This window comes from Adhaeribacter aerolatus, assembly GCF_007991635.1.
GTDB lineage: Bacteria > Bacteroidota > Bacteroidia > Cytophagales > Hymenobacteraceae > Adhaeribacter > Adhaeribacter aerolatus.
This window is the reverse complement of sequence record NZ_BJYS01000029.1, coordinates 1-17,249: the sequence shown is the minus strand read 5'-3', so window position 1 is coordinate 17,249 and position 17,249 is coordinate 1. Positions and strand designations below refer to the sequence as shown.

Annotated in this window: 14 protein-coding genes; 10 read left to right on the top strand and 4 right to left on the bottom strand. The window is 45.3% G+C overall.

Going from position 1 to position 17,249, the window contains the following annotated elements; genetic code table 11:
* Nucleotides 1–229 precede the first annotated feature (229 nt).
* A complete protein-coding gene (locus AAE02nite_RS18170) occupies nucleotides 230–3,304 on the top strand; it encodes a PD40 domain-containing protein (RefSeq protein ID WP_146901009.1) in 3,075 nt (1,024 codons plus the stop codon).
* A gap of 128 nt (nucleotides 3,305–3,432) precedes the next feature.
* Here the strand turns inward: AAE02nite_RS18170 and AAE02nite_RS18165 are convergent, their stop codons facing one another.
* Nucleotides 3,433–3,894, bottom strand: a complete 462-nt coding sequence (locus tag AAE02nite_RS18165) for a bifunctional polynucleotide phosphatase/kinase family protein (protein ID WP_146901006.1) — start codon at nucleotides 3,892–3,894, stop codon at nucleotides 3,433–3,435.
* A 323-nt stretch (nucleotides 3,895–4,217) separates the two neighbouring features.
* On the opposite strand from AAE02nite_RS18165, the gene AAE02nite_RS18160 reads away from it, so the two are divergent.
* Both AAE02nite_RS18160 and AAE02nite_RS18155 read left to right on the top strand, forming a co-directional pair.
* Nucleotides 4,218–4,586 carry a hypothetical protein gene (locus AAE02nite_RS18160; RefSeq protein WP_146901003.1) on the top strand — a complete coding sequence of 123 codons (369 nt, stop codon included), beginning with the start codon at nucleotides 4,218–4,220 and terminating at the stop codon, nucleotides 4,584–4,586.
* 146 nt (nucleotides 4,587–4,732) lie between these two features.
* Entirely contained in the window at nucleotides 4,733–5,050 is a 318-nt protein-coding gene (locus AAE02nite_RS18155) for a hypothetical protein (RefSeq protein ID WP_146900999.1), read from the top strand.
* Between the two features lie 47 nt (nucleotides 5,051–5,097).
* Here the strand turns inward: AAE02nite_RS18155 and AAE02nite_RS18150 are convergent, their stop codons facing one another.
* Nucleotides 5,098–6,114 (bottom strand): SDR family NAD(P)-dependent oxidoreductase, encoded by a 1,017-nt coding sequence (locus AAE02nite_RS18150; RefSeq protein ID WP_146900996.1) that lies wholly within the window; start codon nucleotides 6,112–6,114, stop codon nucleotides 5,098–5,100.
* A gap of 237 nt (nucleotides 6,115–6,351) precedes the next feature.
* Between AAE02nite_RS18150 and AAE02nite_RS18145 the strand changes: the two genes are divergently transcribed.
* On the top strand, nucleotides 6,352–6,903 hold the full coding sequence (locus AAE02nite_RS18145; RefSeq protein ID WP_146900993.1) for an inorganic diphosphatase: 552 nt from the start codon (nucleotides 6,352–6,354) through the stop codon (nucleotides 6,901–6,903).
* Nucleotides 6,904–7,538: 635 nt separating this feature from the next.
* Here AAE02nite_RS18145 and AAE02nite_RS18140 read toward each other — a convergent pair.
* The gene (locus AAE02nite_RS18140; RefSeq protein ID WP_146900990.1) at nucleotides 7,539–8,498 is read right to left on the bottom strand and encodes an EamA family transporter; all 960 of its coding nucleotides are present in this window, start codon (nucleotides 8,496–8,498) and stop codon (nucleotides 7,539–7,541) included.
* Nucleotides 8,499–8,651: 153 nt separating this feature from the next.
* Between AAE02nite_RS18140 and AAE02nite_RS18135 the strand changes: the two genes are divergently transcribed.
* Nucleotides 8,652–8,930, top strand: coding sequence for a SemiSWEET transporter (locus AAE02nite_RS18135; protein ID WP_218033520.1), 279 nt, complete (start codon nucleotides 8,652–8,654; stop codon nucleotides 8,928–8,930).
* 13 nt (nucleotides 8,931–8,943) lie between these two features.
* Here the strand turns inward: AAE02nite_RS18135 and AAE02nite_RS18130 are convergent, their stop codons facing one another.
* Nucleotides 8,944–10,392 carry an erythromycin esterase family protein gene (locus tag AAE02nite_RS18130; protein WP_146900985.1) on the bottom strand — a complete coding sequence of 483 codons (1,449 nt, stop codon included), beginning with the start codon at nucleotides 10,390–10,392 and terminating at the stop codon, nucleotides 8,944–8,946.
* Nucleotides 10,393–10,586: 194 nt separating this feature from the next.
* Here AAE02nite_RS18130 and AAE02nite_RS18125 point away from each other — a divergent pair, with 194 nt between their 5' ends.
* The 5 genes from AAE02nite_RS18125 (at nucleotide 10,587) to AAE02nite_RS18105 (ending at nucleotide 17,048) form a co-directional block, all read left to right on the top strand.
* Entirely contained in the window at nucleotides 10,587–11,168 is a 582-nt protein-coding gene (locus AAE02nite_RS18125) for a hypothetical protein (RefSeq protein WP_146900981.1), read from the top strand.
* 507 nt (nucleotides 11,169–11,675) lie between these two features.
* The gene (gene fumC, locus AAE02nite_RS18120) at nucleotides 11,676–13,076 is read left to right on the top strand and encodes a class II fumarate hydratase (RefSeq protein WP_146900978.1); all 1,401 of its coding nucleotides are present in this window, start codon (nucleotides 11,676–11,678) and stop codon (nucleotides 13,074–13,076) included.
* Nucleotides 13,077–13,304: 228 nt separating this feature from the next.
* On the top strand, nucleotides 13,305–14,429 hold the full coding sequence (locus tag AAE02nite_RS18115) for a tetratricopeptide repeat protein (protein WP_146900975.1): 1,125 nt from the start codon (nucleotides 13,305–13,307) through the stop codon (nucleotides 14,427–14,429).
* 233 nt (nucleotides 14,430–14,662) lie between these two features.
* Nucleotides 14,663–15,574, top strand: a complete 912-nt coding sequence (locus AAE02nite_RS18110; protein ID WP_146900972.1) for a hypothetical protein — start codon at nucleotides 14,663–14,665, stop codon at nucleotides 15,572–15,574.
* A gap of 373 nt (nucleotides 15,575–15,947) precedes the next feature.
* Nucleotides 15,948–17,048, top strand: a complete 1,101-nt coding sequence (locus AAE02nite_RS18105; RefSeq protein WP_146900968.1) for a Gfo/Idh/MocA family protein — start codon at nucleotides 15,948–15,950, stop codon at nucleotides 17,046–17,048.
* Nucleotides 17,049–17,249 lie beyond the last annotated feature (201 nt).

The window sequence follows — 17,249 nt, the reverse complement described above, 5'->3', positions numbered from 1 at the left end:
GCATACTATATAATAATCTAAGAGCAACCGCGTTATTTAAATGTATAATCCTAATTCACTCAGCTTAACTCCAAAGCCGAAAAGGATTATAATACCCTTCTGTTCAGTCTATTTAACTAATATTATAAACCAGGTTGAATATTTAACTATTTATAAAATCCTAAATCCAAAAGAATCAAAAACACCTAAAAAACGTAAATTTTAAGGCACTAATTAGATATTGAAGAAGATGAAAAAGCGATATTTTACCCTGGTGGTGCGCAGGCTTTATTTAGTGTTGCTGGCCGTAGGAGTTTCTGCTCCGGTGGCCTTCGGGCAATATTTTGGCCGGAACAAAGCGCAATACAAAAAACTAAATTTTGAAGTATTAGAAACGCCGCACTTCGAAATTTATCATTATTTAAGAAACAAAAACGTACCCAACGAACTAGGTCAGGCCAGTGAGCGCTGGTATACCTGGCATAGCAAAATATTAGGGCACCGGTTTAAACAGCAAAACCCCTTAATATTTTATAACCACCACGCCGATTTCCAGCAAACTACGGTTATTTCGGGCTTACTGGGCACCGGTACCGGTGGGGTTACCGAGGGCTTGCGCAACCGGGTTATTATGCCGCTTACGGCTTCTAACCAGCAAACCGACCACGTACTGGGCCACGAACTGGTACACGCCTTCCAGTATGATATGCTATTGAACAACGACTCTACCAGCGCCAACAACCTGAATAATATTCCGCTCTGGATGGTTGAGGGTTTGGCCGAATACATGTCGATTGGCCGGGTAGATGCCCATACGGCTATTTGGATGCGCGATGCCGTGCTGAACAAAGATATTCCAAGTGTAGATGACCTGTACCGCAAGCAGCATTTGTACTTCCCGTACCGGTACGGACAAGCTTTGTGGGCTTACATTGCGGGCTTGTACGGCGATAATATTATCTCCCCGTTGTTCCGGGCCACGGGCAAATACGGAGTTACCAGAGGCATGCTATTAACGTTGGGTTCCGATGATAAAGGAATTTCCCGGGCCTGGAAAAATGCCTTAACTGATTATTATACGCCCTTCATGAAAGATACCACTGCCGTAGTGGGCAAGCGTTTAATTTCGGAAAAGAACGGCGGCCAAATGAACGTATCGCCAGCGCTAAGTCCGGATGGCAAATACGTGGCTTTTATTTCGGAGAGGAATGTTATTTCTACCGACCTGTATATTGCCGATGCCCAAACCGGTAAAATAATCAAGCGCATTTCGAATAATTTCCAGCGCTCACATATTGATGAAATTAGCTTTTTGGAAGCCGCCGGTACCTGGTCGCCGGACAGCAAGCAGTTTGCGTCTATTATTTTCTCGAAAGGGCGAACCAATTTATTGGTGTTGGACATAGCGCGGGGCCGTACCGTGCGCGAAATAGAAATACCCGGTGTAGAATATATTAACAATGCCGCCTGGTCGCCAGATGGTCGCTCTATCCTGATCTCGGGTTTGGTAGAAGGCCGCAGTGATTTGTATTTGTATGACCTGAACACCAAAAAAGTAGAAAATTTAACCAACGATGCCCATTCGGACCTGCAGCCGGCCTGGTCGGCGGATGGCCGACAGATAGTTTTTGCTTCTGATAGGGGCGGGGCCGAGCGGATTAACCTGGGCGGTTACAGCGCTTACCGTTTATCTACCCTGAATTTAGCTACCCGCCAAGTTAATGTTTTGGATGTTTTTTCGGGTGCCGATAACTTAAACCCGCAGTTCGGCCCGGATAACGACCGCATCTATTTCTTGTCCAACGCCGATGGTCTGCGCAACCTATACGAGTATAACCTGGCTGAAAAGCAAGTTTACCGGCTTACCAATTACTTTACCGGTATCAGCGGTATTACCGCTTTCTCACCGGCGTTAAGCGTTTCTACCCAAACCGGACAAATGGTTTATAACGTGCTGCGCAACCGGCAGTACAATGTATATGGGGCGAATGTAAACCAGTTTACCCGGCAGCCGGTAGCTGCTAATCAGGTAAACTTAGCGGCAGCTACTTTACCGCCCGCAGATAAATTAGTGAACGACTTGGTGGGTAATAATATTCGTACCCAGGCCCGCAACAAACTAGCCGATTCTACGGCGTTTACTACCCGCGCTTACGACCCTAAATTTGAGCTGTCTTACATTGGTGGTTCGGCTGGTGGCGGTACGGCAACTTACCGGGGTCAGGGCCCAGTAGCAGCCGGTGGCGTTGCAACCTTGTTTACCGATATCCTGAACAACCACCAGGTAATGGGCGCGGTGCAGCTCAACGGTGAAATTTATGATTTGGCCGGACAAGTGGCTTATCTGAATCAGAAAAGGAAATTTAAATGGGGTGCCAGCATTGGCCACATTCCGTACGTATACGGCGGCGCTTTTTATGCCCAGGACACGATTAAGGTAGGCGATGGGCAAATGGAGGTTTTAAACTCCGGATTGGTGTTGCAGCGGATGTTCCAGGACCAGGTAGCTCTTTTTGGTTCTTATGCTTTTTCGCAGACCAAACGTTTCGAGGTTAGTACCAGTTTTGCCCGCTACAGCAACCGCGTGGATATTTACAACACGTATTACGATGCCTTGGGCCGGTATGTCGGGGAAGACCGGGAAAAGGGAGAATCGGCCCCCGGCTTTAACTTAGGCCAGACTAATATTGCTTTTGTCGGCGATAATTCTACTTCCGGCGTTACCTCGCCGCTCAACGGCCACCGGTTCCGGTTCGATATTGGCCGTACTTACGGCGGTATCAACTATAACACCATTTTGGCCGATTACCGCAAATATTGGTTTACCCGGCCGGTTGGGTTTGCATTGAGAGCCATGCACTACGGCCGTTACGGCGGGGATGCCGAGCGCATGTTCCCGTTGTATTTGGGTAACGAATATTTTGTACGCGGCTACAACAACGCTTCTTTCCGGGGCGATATGACTCCCGATGAAAATAGCTTAAGCATTAACCAGGTTATAGGTAGCCGGTTGGCCGTAGCCAATGCCGAAGTACGTTTGCCTTTTTCCGGACCAGAGCGGTTATCACTGATTAAATCGGGCTTTTTGTTCTCGGACCTGGTATTTTTTGCCGATGGTGGTTTAGCCTGGAGCAAAGGCGACGAGGTAAGCATGAGTGCTAAAACAGCTAACCGCAATATGCATTTCCCGGTTTACAGCACCGGCGCTTCGTTGCGGATTAACTTGTTTGGTTACATAATTGTAGAACCGTATTACGCTATTCCGTTGCAACGAAACGGGTTCCAGCCAAACTTTGGGTTCTTCCTGTCGGGTGGTGGTTTCTAAATTTTAAAAATAAAATATATATAAAGTTTTTATAATATAATATACCTTATATATTTATGTAAATATCGGTAAAGAACTTCCTGTTTTCATACCTATATAAGCCTGGTGGTACAAAACGCCAGGCTTTTTTATGATCCAGAGTTATTATTTTCTTCCCAAGTTCTTAAATTAAAGGCGCCAGCACCAAGTGCTTGCACATAAAACAGAGCATTAAAGCCCTCGGCGTAGGAGGGAACTTCCAGGCGTTTACGGGTACCAAAAATACCCACCTCCGGCACCCGGGCTTTCCCGGTTCTTTCCATATTCCGGACCACGGCCTCCTGCACATTCGATTTAAAATAATACCCGACAATTTCGTAACCGGCTGCTTGGGCCAGTTGAATATATTTTGCTCTTTCTAGGGCAGTAGGGTTGGTATTATCCACTACAAAACGTTGGCGGGTTTGCAGGCAGGCTTCTAAGAATATATTCTCGCGATGGCGGGTACGCAGTAAATCCAGACTGATGCGCACGTGCGATTGCAGGAAATTTTCTTTGTAAAAAGTGGTTTTACCGGTGGCCTGTATGCCGCAGAAAATAATAGCCTGCATCTATAGCTTTAATAAATTGTTGTTTCTGGGCTATACGCAAAACCGGCATTTATTTCCCACAAGCTTGATAGTTTTGAAATTTTAGACAGTTTGATGAAATAAAAATATCTTTTACCAACCTTTCCTGAGCCTAACGAATCCCTCAGAATCGTATTTAGCCACTCTTTAAATAAATCAACAAAATGGGGTTAAAATCAGCCTGGCGTGTGTTGTATGCGGTTTAACCTGTAAAACTTTAGCTTTAACGAATATTCTCTTGCCATTGCGTTAGCCATACTACTTTTGAGTAAACCAATTAAAAAACCCAAACTTACTGCATAAACATGAAAAAAATATTTACAGTCTTGGCTCTTGTATTTTCGTTTAATCTCGGCACGATGGCGGCTGACAGAACACCACAAGCCATAGATACCGAAGCAACTGCCCAAACCCGGACAATGGAAAAATCGCTTAACTTTAACGAGTACGAGTATATTCAAATCAAAAAATTAAATAAGCAGCGCCTGGTAGATTTGTACACGGCCCAAGCCGAGTTGACTACCGATAGCAGTGCATTAGCTTCCCGGCTGGCACAAATCGAAAAGACCTATGATCAGTCAATTTTAAAAGTATTGCATACCAATGTGCATACAACTTATGCGCAACTACGGCAAACCACCAATCCTGCCGGAACAGCAAACGGCGTTTTGTAATAACTGCTAAATTTTTAAACAAAAAAGAGAAGCCTGTAAAAAACAGGCTTCTCTTTTTTACAACTAATACCAACCTCGGCTGTTAATAAATTTATACCGAGAAAGCTGTAATTTGCCACCGGGTATATGCCGGCCCGCAAAACAAAATGACGAAAGCAACTTCCAGCCTATCCGATAAAATATTGGCCTTTATTTATTTTATTGGCTTCGAAGTTCTGGTTTACTCAATTTTATCGTACCTGCTCTTCGACCAGGTAGAAAAGAACCCGGATGAAAGCCAGTCTGTTATTGTACAGAACTGGAATAGCTTTGTATACTTTGTGCTGCTGTATGCCGCTATTGTTATTGGTACCATGCTGTTGCTTACTTCGGCCTTGCCACGAAAAAATAAACCCCGCATAATGCGTTATTTCTGGCTTTCGTGGTTGGGTTTATTAATAATGCTGGTACTGGCTTTTAATTAAAGCGGCCGGTACGTAAAACAATATTTAAGTGCCTTGCAAAACTATTCTTATTCATTATTCCGTTCGGCGGCATTATCGTGAATGGCCTGAGCCCAACCGGGCACTTTGTCTGATTTGCTTTCTTCGCCGGTGGCCCGCTCGTTGGTGCTACCTGGGTCAGGCAATATTTTATCCATCAAAGCGAAATATTCAGTCATAAAGCCCGGTGAGATGCCGTGTACCAGTTTCGCTAACTTCCCGTAAACACTCAGCGTTAGTTCGGCATCGCCGCGCCGGCAGGCCCTTACAATCTTCTTCGCCGACTTTTCGGCACTCATCGAAATAAGCGGGAAAGCGCCAATGGTAGCAAACCAGGCATATTCTTCTTCGTGTTTTCCTTTTACAATTGCATGTCCTACACTGCCGGTCCGCATTAACCAGGGGTTTATGGTAGTAACCGGAATATTATAATCGCTCAACTCGGCCCGTAACCCTTCCGATAAACCTACTAAGGCAAATTTGCTGCCGCTGTAAGGGATCATATGCGGCACACTTACTTTACCCCCAATTGAGGCGATATTCACAATGCGTCCTTCCTTCCGTTTTTTCATGCCCGGTAATACGGCCAAAGTCATATAGAGCGGCCCCCAGTAGTGCGTATCCATGGCTTCACGGAAATCAGCCAACGTTTGGTTTTCCAGCGGCCCCGCCTGAATAACACCGGCATTATTTACCAATACATCTATGCGGCCAAAGTGCGCTTCTACTTGTTGTACAAAGTTGTTTACTTCGTCTTCGTGTCGCACATCGCACGGCAACGCCAGCACCTCGGTACCGCTGCCGCTTAATTCCTGGCGGGCAATTTCCAGTTCTTCGGCATCGCGGGCACAAATGGCCAGGCGCGCACCTTCTTTGGCAAAACGCCGGGCCAGCACCAATCCCAACCCACGCGAGCCACCGGTTATTATTACTACTTTGTCTTTAAAGTTATAGCTGTTGCGTTGACTGGTGAGTACCTGGTAACCCAGGAAAGCACCGGCTCCAGCCAGGGCAATCCACGTATTTCTGCGTTGTTGATCGTTCATGTTATTTAGGGTTAAGGGTTTCTGGGTTGTACGCCCCACACACCTATATCGTTCCGCAGAAAATAAACTAACTGTCTCTGTTATTATCCAACCCATTAAAACATTTCTCTAGCCGCTGTAACATAACTTTTATTTGTTATCGTTAAAGTAAATTTCCAGGCAATTGGCTGCGAGATAAGGAATATTCTTTTGGGCGGCGAAGCTAAATTGTAAACATTAAAATTAAGCTACCGAAATATGGCTACTGTTGTACAAAATTTACCTTTTCTAGATGCAGAAAGTGGAGCTTACAATGTAATAATTGAAACCCCTAAGGGTAGCCGGAATAAATATACTTACGACGAGCACCTGCAATTATACCGGCTGAAAGGCGTATTGCCTGCCGGAGCCAGTTTCCCGTTCGATTTTGGCTTTTTACCGGGTACCCATGGCGAAGACGGCGACCCGTTGGATGTGCTGCTGCTGATGGATGAACCGGCTTACCCCGGCGTTTTGGTACCGGCCCGGTTAATTGGCGTTATTGCGGCGGAGCAAACCGAGCATGGCAACACTGTCCGGAACGACCGGTTACTCGCTGTTTCCAGTATTTCGCGCACGCACCAGTCTTTGCAGGATATTAAAGATATAGATAAGCATTTACTCACCGAGATTGAGCATTTTTTTAAATCATACAATGCTATTAAAGGCTTCGACTTTGAAGTGGTAGGGCGCTTCGGGGCGAAACGAGCCCAGGCGCTGGTAGCCGCCGGAGGTAAGTTATTTCAGAAAATGCAGAAAGAAGGAGGGTAAGAATGATTGTTTTCTTTGGATAAGCTGGTTTTCTTTTGAAAGATTTCATCTTTCAAGTCGCAGGTGCTAACTTCATTTTAAAGCCTAAGTTTGCTCCAGGCCGCGCGGCCCCGTTTGGTCATTCGGGCTGCTCATCTTTCCTTTCCTCCTTCGTCGGAATGCCTCGTACCTCGACACCGGAAACCTGAAAGGCCCTCATCGCCCAAACTAGTGTAGTTTGCTTCGTAGCTACCGCTTTTCTGAATGATACTTGTTTTACTAATTCCTTAATTTTTCTGAAAGGACTAATTTAGAAAAGACTTTAACCCAAACTAAATTCAAAGGATTGATTTTAAATTCACTAAATATAATCCATTAGAATTCGCTAAAATACTTTAAACCTTAGCTACAAAGACTTAATGCTAGTCTGTGGGATGAGGGCCTTCTAAGATTCCGGTGCGCAGCATTGCGAGGTACGAGCAAAGGGATATTAGACAGTCCGAAGCCCATTGACGGGGCCCGCCGGCCATGAGGCTACTTAGACCTTTAAAGTCAGTTAGCACTTGTGCATTGAAAGATGAAATCTTTCAAAAGAAAACTTCCGCAATAGTCTCAAATAACGCAATAGTTTTAAATGAATATTGCCTCTAATTTAATTATGTAACTTCTTCCGGCACAACCTCCGGCTTTGGATTCTTGGCTTTAGCTCGTAAAATCAGAATAACGCCGGGTAAAATAAAAGCACCGGCTAGCAGCATCTGCCAGGTAATGGCTTCGCCGCCAAACAGCCAGCCTAAAATTACGGCTACCAGCGGATTAACATACGCGTAAGTAGAGGCCTGACTGGGCGGCACCACCCGGATAAGCCAACTGTAAGCATTGAAGCCCACCAAGGAGCCAAAAACAATGAGGTAGCCAAAAGCCAGCCAACTCTTCAGCGATACTTGTTCCACGTGAAAGTTAGCTACTTCGCCGCGCAGCGTAGCCATTAAAAGCAAGAAAATACCGCCGGCAAGCATTTGCAAAGCCGTATGGATAAGCGGCGGAGCCAGTGTTTTAGAAACCGACGAATACAAAGACCCAACCGTCCAGCCAATAGTACTGAAAACAATTATGCCAAGACCAAGCATATCTAAGGCATGACCGGTTAACTGGCCCGGGCCAATTAGTACCACCATACCGGCTAACCCTAAAACCAAACCACTTATTACTTTGCTATTAGGCCGGGCATTACCAAAGAACAGCCAGCCCAGTAACACAAACCAAACCGGAGAGGTAGCAATGAGTAAGGCCGCAATACTCGACGGAATGGTTAACTCGGCGTAGGCCACCCCGCCGTTACCAATTAATATCAGCAGAAAACCCACCATGGCTGCTGCTTTTATGTTGGGCCAGGTAGGAGCGGGGGCTTTATTTACAATTCGGGCATACAAATACAAACAAGAACCGGCAATTACAAACCGCATACCCGACATTAAAAACGGCGGGATAGATTCGTTCGTAAACCGGATACCCAGGTAAGTAGAACCCCAAATAACATAAATAGCGGCAAATGCCAGGTAAATCTGCCATTTGGGCGGTTGGGGTATTGCGGTTTGCATGGGCGATGCAGCCATAAAATTTAATCTGAAATATTATAATCGCAAACTTACTATTCCTGTCTTGTTTACCGCTACATTTAATTTAATTATTGTGGTTTATGCGGATGCAGAATTGTGGGAAATTCGAAAAACTCCGGGTTAAAGTTGCGTATAGTAGGCCCTATGGATATGATACAAATTTTAGGATTAGTGGCGGGGGCTTGTACATCTCTGGCGGCCGTACCGCAGTTAATTAAAACCTGGAAAACGAAAGAAGTAGAGAATATTTCGCTGAAAATGTTTCTGCTTTACGTGGTTGGTATGAGTATGTGGCTCACGTATGGCATCATTAAATCGGATGTGCCCATTATTATTACCAATGCCATCGCCTTGGCTTTCCATGCGTTAATGCTTTTCTTTAAACTGAAGTACAAAAATAAAGCCGGAACAGCCACTGTTCCAGCCTGATGATTATTGCCCCCTACGTGCCCCACGGATACAAATCCGGGGGCTCATTGCCTTTAACCAGCGTACCCAGTGGGTGCAAAGCATGGGTTTGGTCTATAAATAAAAACGCATCGTAGCGCTTCGGCATTACCGAGGGCACGTAGTTGCCGTACTGCTCGCGGCGCGGATCATACACCACGCCAATAGCCCGGTGACCAATCGGTTTTTTCAGGTTCTTTTCGTCGCGGATGGCTTTTGATAATATTATTTTGTTGGTTGGGCCAAGCTGATGCAAGATACCTTCCCAGCTTCCGGCCGGAGCCGGCGGTACTTCCATCTTTTCCAGCGGGGCACCCCAGCGGTCAGCTGCAATTACAGAACCTTGGTAAGAGCCAAAACCCACAATAAATACATTTTCAGCGCCATACTCTTTCCGGGCCAGTTGACCAACGTTTATCAAGCCTTCGCGGGCCATATCGGTGTAACGGGCATCGCCAACGTGGGTGTTATGCTCCCAAATAATAGCTTTGGCATCAGGCCCATGAAAATCCAGCAATCTTTTTAGCGTTTCGGCCATGTGGTTATCCCGGATATTCCAGGACTCCTGACCGCTGGCCATGGTGCGATAATAGCGTTCGCCGTTTACCGCAACCAAGGCATTTTGCTCGGCTACGAAATGGGCTTCGTTTTTCTGGCCGTCACCCATTTTCCGGACGGCCTGTAGCAGCCGGTTAGTTTCGGCCCGGCAATTAGCCTCGGCATTGGCTACGGCTATGGCGTATTCCTGGGCATCGGCGCTATAAGGCTGAAAACATTTATGTGCCTGGCGGGCAGCTTTTAAAGTGGCAGCATCAGCCTTCTGTAAATAGGGCATCATTTCGGTCATCGACTCCCACAAGCAATACACATCCAGCCCAAAGAACCCCGCTTTCTCCCCCGCAGATTTTTGCTGATTATAATTATTCAGCCATTGTACCAGAGAGGCGACTTCGTAATTGCCCCACATCCAGGTTGGCCACCTATTATATTGTTCCAGTAGCTTCACTACAGCCGCACTGTCTTTCTTAGGGCCTTTTATAAAATTATTTACCCGATATGAATCCGCCCATTCGCCTTCTACCGCTATAAAGTCAAAGCCTTTTTCCTGAATCAGGCGCTTAGAGATGGCGGCCCGCCAGGTATAATATTCCGAAGTACCGTGCGAAGCTTCGCCCAGTAACACCACTTTGGCGCTGCCAATCTGGTTCAGGAGTATATTTAAATCTTTTTCGTTGCGGAGGGGATAATTCGGAATTTTTAATCGAACCGGCTTATCCTGGCTAGCCTCACTAACCAAAGTTACCGGCGTATTTTCCGGTACTCCGGCAATATTTTCCGGTTTTGCGCTCTCTTGCTTTATCGGCTGGTTACAGCCGATGCAAAAACAAAATATTAGAAGAAAATAAACTTTGATTTGCCAACTTCTGATTTGTATCTTTTTCATATCATCCCACTTTCAGGTAAAACCAAAACAGCTTATATAGTACCTTTTGCCTGGCGTTGGGGTTACTTCTTGCGGAATATTTAAGTATTTTTTCAACCTGGATACAAAAGATTGTATTTATCTAACCTACGGGGTATCTTTTTTTGCGTATGTGGGGTATCCGTATTTAATTTGTTTTATCAAGTCTGAACACTATGAAAAAATTTACAAACGTTTCCTCTTTATTTGCGCTGCTGATTTTTACTTCGATGCTGTTCTTTAGCTCGTGCTCCAGCCACAAGCAGCATTTCTCTTTTACCCCAGCATCACCTGCTTATGTTAAAAAACAACCGTCAGCGGATGTAAATATTACGCCAACCACAACAGAAACTCCAGTAACCGAAAATACTGTTTTAACGGCCAGCACAGCGCCTGAGCAAGCTGTGACACTACCCGAAATAGTTGCCTTAACAGAAAAGGCGCAACCCACACTTGCTAAAATAGCCCATTCAAAAGCAGCTACTTCGGCTACCGCTGAGGTTAAAACAACTCAGAAATTAACGCTGGCCCAAAAAGTAATGCTGCACAAAATACAAAAGCAAGCCAAAAAGCTCAGCAACCAAAGCCAAAAGGCCGAAAGCGCTGCCGGACCGGTATCTAACCGCAATGCCATTGCTTTAATTTTAATCGGTTTAATTGTGGCCGTATTTGGATCGTTCCTGGGCTCTTTATTTTATACCCTGGGTGTGCTGATATTACTGGTGGGTTTAGTACTGCTCATTCTGAACTACGTTTAACATTCTGAATTTAAATATTATTAGCCGTTTCGTCAGCAATCACTTATTCTGGCGGAACGGCTTTATTCTTAACTGCAAGTAATCCTCCGGCTAAAGCCGGAGGCAATTCAGGTCCTGAATAAATAGGCAAGAAACTAACCCTAATTTCGCTGTTCTTTTAAGATTGAAAAAACAGCAGCTACTGGCATCTGACATCAGTTTGGGCGATGAGGGCCTTTCAGGTTTCCGGTGCGCAGCATTGCGAGGTACGAGCAAAGGAAAGATGAGCAGCCCGAATGACCAAACGGGGCGCCGCGGCCTGGAGCAAACTTAGACAGTTACTAACAATTAGCACTTGCGCATTGAAAGATGTAATCTTTCAAAAGAGAAACAATAGCTAACCTTTTCTCTATAGGAAGTTAATAGGAGGCACAGCCGCCAGACCGCTAAATTATTTTACGTAATACAAGTTATAAATTATATTCCTTAATTTCGCAGCCGGTTTTTAAACATAAAACATCCACTACTATGAGTAATTTCCGCATCGAAAAAGATACAATGGGACCGGTAAATGTACCGGCCGATAAATATTGGGGCGCTCAAACCCAGCGCTCAAAAGAAAACTTTACCATTGGCGGCCAGTTAATGCCCAAAGAAGTAATTCAGGCATTTGCTATTCTTAAAAAATCGGCCGCATATGCCAATACGGAGTTAGGCGTGCTGCCCCGCGAAAAAGCCGATATTATCTCCCGTGTATGCGACGAAATATTGGCCGGCGACCTCGACGAAGAATTTCCGTTGGTAGTGTGGCAAACCGGTTCGGGCACGCAAAGCAACATGAACGTAAACGAAGTAGTAGCGAACCGGGCGCACGTATTGCTGGGCGGCAACTTACTGGACGAGAAAAAACAAATTCACCCGAACGATGATGTAAATAAATCGCAGTCGTCGAACGATACGTTCCCGACCGCCATGCACATTGCCGGTTATAAAATAGTAGCCGACCACACGCTGCCGATGGTACAAAAGCTGCGCGACACGCTGCACCAGAAATCGCAAGAATACATGAACGTGGTAAAAATTGGCCGCACTCACTTAATGGATGCTACGCCCCTTACCTTGGGTCAGGAATTATCGGGTTACGTATCGCAACTCGACCACGGCATGCGGGCCCTGCGCAATACCTTAGACCATTTAAGTGAATTGGCTTTGGGTGGCTCGGCGGTAGGAACCGGTTTAAATACACCCAAAGGTTATGCCGAACTGGTAGCTCAAAAAATTGCTGAATTCTCGGGTTTGCCGCTGCGCACCGCCGAAAATAAATTTGAAGCCTTGGCTTCGCACGATGCTATTGTAGAAACTTCCGGTGCTTTAAAACAACTGGCGGTTAGCCTGATGAAAATTGCGAACGATATCCGCTTATTAGCTTCCGGCCCGCGTTCCGGTATTGGCGAAATAATTATTCCGGAAAACGAGCCGGGTTCTTCTATTATGCCGGGCAAAGTAAATCCCACCCAAGCCGAAGCCATGACCATGGTATGCGCCCAAGTAATTGGGAACGACGTAGCCATTAGCGTAGGTGGCATGAACGGCCATTTCGAGCTGAACGTATTTAAACCCGTTATGATTTACAACCTGCTGATGAGTGCTCGTTTGTTAGGCGATGCCTGCGATTCTTTTGACAAGCATTGTGCCGTAGGCATTGAGCCAAACTACGATGTAATTAAGCGGCAATTAGAAAACTCTTTGATGCTGGTAACCGCCCTAAACCCGTACATTGGTTACGATGGTGCCGCTAAAATTGCAAAAAAAGCTCACAAAGAAGGTACTACCCTGCGCCAGGCCGCCATTGATTTAGGCTTACTTACCGACGAACAGTTTACCCAATGGGTACGGCCGGAAGATATGATTGGCAGCTTGAAAGATTAAACTGATAATATATATAACTACTTTATTTCTAAAGAATAACCTTCCCGTAATATACGAAAAGCAGCCCCCAAAGGCTGCTTTTTTGGTTGTAGTGGCGCTGGCTAATTATAATATTTTTCATTATATTTAATAGTATTAACCAGCCAATTATTGCTATTCTGGCAGCTTTGAAAGGAATGTCTGTAACCCTTTTCATAAATAAATAGGAATGCACAAAAAGGAGTAACTATGTCGAATGCGAGAAGAAAAATTCCCAATAAGGCTCCCCGTTCGACAGGTAAAGAGCAAGGCCAGGAAACATCATTCCCTTGGTTGAAATGGATTGGCGGCATTACCGCACTGCTATCGCTCATCTTTGCCATCAGACAAGCGACTTTACTCATCTCTGACTACGGGGAGCGGCAGCGGCAGATTGAAGAGTTATACCAGGTTGGCAAAATGCAACAAAATGCAGGAGACTACCCGGCCGCCTGGACTAGCCTGGAACAAGCACTAGAAAAAGCAGATGAAAACAACTTAACGTCGAAGGTATTTAGCCGATTAAGCAAAGACCGGCGACGCTTACGCGAAGCACAAGAAGACCTGGCTTTGTTATGGTTGCAGCGTATTCGTGTTTCACAAGGGCAAACCTTTTCTGACATAGTTGATAAATTGATTTTCGTTTTAAACCGGGGTGTGGCAAATGTCAAAGGTACCCGGCAAGCAGATTTACTGGCACATATTGGTTGGGCTTACTTCCTGAAAAGCCGCGATAGTTCAGCGGCTCCTGACCCGAAACCAGTATATCAACAAGCTCTACAAATAGACCCCAGTAACCCGTACGCGCATGTGTATTGGGCCCACTGGCTGATGTGGCATGGAGGAGAACTGGCTGAAGCTAAACCGCACTTTCGGGCAGCTCTTGCTGCTGGCCGAAAGCGGGAGTATGTACGGAACATTCAGATAGCAGCCCTGCTAAATGCCCGTTCTGATGAAAACGAAGCAGAATTTCTTCGGGTGGTAAACGATATGCGGAAAAATAATGAGCCCATAGATGATAAAATTCGGAATCAGCTCTACAGCATTTATTATTTCTCGTGCGATTGGGAAGACTCTCGTTTCCGGAAATTTTTAGCAGTAGTACCAGCCAATGAGCAAATCCAGCTTTTCAGGCTGTTGTTTTATGCATCGGATTTTAATCAGGGAAGAGAATTATCGCGCGATGCCTGTTATGCCACGCTTTTAGAGGCTGCCGGTCGCCAGGAAGATGCGCTGAATGTCTGGTTAACCCTACGAGAAAAATATCCGAATGCTGGCACTAGTATTACTAACCGCAGCGAAGCTGCCAGAAAACGATTATCTCCTTCCCGGTAGCAAACCAGCCATTCTAAATAAATTAAGTACCACCGTCCGTTCCTTCTCCTGCATAGGCAACTATCTGGCTTCCTAAAAACTTAACCAGCAAGCTTCCCTTAGAACGTTATTGCAATTCAGCCCATTTTTTATTAACTTCCATTACCGTGTACAAAGCATCCGGAATCTGAACAAAGTTAGCCGGAGGTGTTCTGTCCAGACCAAGGTTTGTAAGGTATTTAATCCTTTGGTTTATGAAACTGCTGCTGCTATTTCGATGGGTGCTGGTAACCACTTTAACCTTGGTTGCCATGTTTTACCTATTTATGTCGCGCGCCGAAAAGGATAAAACCCCTAATATTATTACTGCTAATAAGAATAAGTTCCCGCCGCTAATGCTTACCGGCGATTACCGCGCTTTAATCCAGCTAAAAGATACCACCATCCTGCTGAAAGAATCTATCACTTTCTTAAAATCAGATTTAGATACGCTGGTAGCCAAAGATTTGTACGGCGGCATAACCGATAGCGCTTACCTGAAACACATGGGCACTTTAGGCTGGCGCCAAGATAGGGCTGCGGCCGGCAAAATAACTTTAAAGAAAATTAAAGAAATTCCTTACCGCATTAGCCTGCTGCAAAAAACCAAAAATATTGCCGTACCGCTACTCTACACTCCCGATAGTGTGGTACTGAATAAAAGCACCCAACAATGGAAAAATATTAGGGCGGTAAACGGAGCCGCCAACACGGCTTACGGCATGGGCCTGGATTATATTCCTTCGAATAACTCAGAAATTAAGCTGTTAGCCCGTCGCGGCCGGGTGTTAGCTACTTATCCGCCTACCACGCCCCAAAGTATACTCGATGCAGAAGATAATGAATTATTTACCTTCGACCCAGCACAAATTCAGCCCTTAGCCATAAACGATGAAGAAATTCATACGACTACAATAAATTTCCGGCTACTACATCCGTTTTACAACAATGCCATTGGGCAAATAGTAAAAGATTGGTCGGCGGGTAAAATTATTGGCTGGCTCCTGGTTAGCCTAGCCGCACTTTTTGCCGATAAAATTAAAGAGTATCTGTTACAGCCCCTGGTACAAAAAATATTTACCTCGCCGAAGAAAAAAGTAAGTCGCGCCAGAAATCAGGCGCACTAAGCTTCTTTAAATATATCTCATTAAATCAGGCAAAAGCAATAAATTATTGACGGGCATTGTAGCTGATTTATCTAATATTAGGCGGCAATGGTATTAATTCTACAGTAAGTGCCTAAATGTGTAATACAATTAGGAGACAAGCAACGAATTATTATAACTTATTCCAGAAGGTTCGTAGATTAACTAGCCTAAAAAGAGAACAGACGAAATTAATTAAGAATATTTCCTGATGACTTTTTATATTATTTTAGAGCCGAGCTAAACCAAAATTATTTAAATTGAGCTCAGGAGTTCGTTCGAAAGTAAATACAATAATTTTTCTTAAAGGCTAAATAAATATTAAATACCCTATTAACACCTAAACCCAGCAACTATGCATATAACTTCTCGCCGCGATATTCTTAAAACCCTGGCTTTGGGCAGCGCCGCTGCACTCTTCTCACCCCACACACTTTTATCAGCTACTTTACCACAGAAAACCCGCTTAGGTGTGGCCTTGATAGGTTTGGGTTATTACAGCACCGATTTGCTGGCTCCGGCTTTGCAGCAAACCAAGAACTGCTACTTAGCGGGTATTGTAACCGGTACGCCGTCTAAAGCCGAAGCCTGGCAGAAAAAGTACAATATTCCGGAAAAGAATATTTACAACTACCAGAACTTCGAACAGATTGCGAATAACCCCGATATAGACGTGGTGTACGTGGTACTGCCGCCATCTATGCACCGCGAATATGTGGTAAGAGCCGCCAACGCCGGCAAACACGTATGGTGCGAAAAACCCATGGCCATAACGGTGCAGGAATGCCAGGCCATGATTGATGCCTGCCGCAAAAACAAGAAAACCTTAGCCATAGGTTACCGGCTACAGCACGAGCCCAACACCCAGGAATACCGCCGCATTGTGCAGAAAAAACTATTGGGCAATGTGCAGAGCGTAAGCTGTGCCGCCGGTTACCGCGAAGGCCGAACCAATCACTGGAAGCAAGATAAGGCCATGGGCGGCGGGGTGCTGTACGATATGGGCGTTTATGCTATTCAGGGCGCCCGCATGGGTGCCGCCATGGAACCGATAGCAGTAATTTCGGCCAAAACATCTACTACCCGGCCGGAGATTTACAAAAATGGCCTCGACGAAACCACGGTAGCAACGCTGGAATTCCCCGGTGGCGTACGCGGCGATATCAAAACGAGCTTTGCCGAAAACGTAAACTTCCTGAATATTAATTGCCAGAAAGGTGAAATTAAAATCGCGCCTTACCAAGCTTACGCCGGCGTAAAAGGCACCAGTCCGCTCGGCGAAATAAACCACCCTTACGAAGTACCCTGGCAACAGGCTAAACAAATGGACGATGATGCGCTAGCAATTATGCAAAATAAACCGTTGCTGGTTCCCGGCGAAGAAGGTCTGCGGGATATAAGAATAGTAGAAGCTATTTACAAATCGGCGGCTTCGGGTCAGCGGGTTAAAATATAACATAGCTGCGGCTACAAACCATTCTCCCGCAATGGCAAACTTCTACCAAAACAAATAATATTATCTACCTTAAAGAATATTTCATAGAAAATCTGGCCAAGCATTAGTTCTAAATTAAGGTTGTTTTTAGTCTGCCTAGTGCTTCACCAAATTAATTATTAGAATTACTATTTAGCGGGTTTACCTTTGTGTACTGGTTTG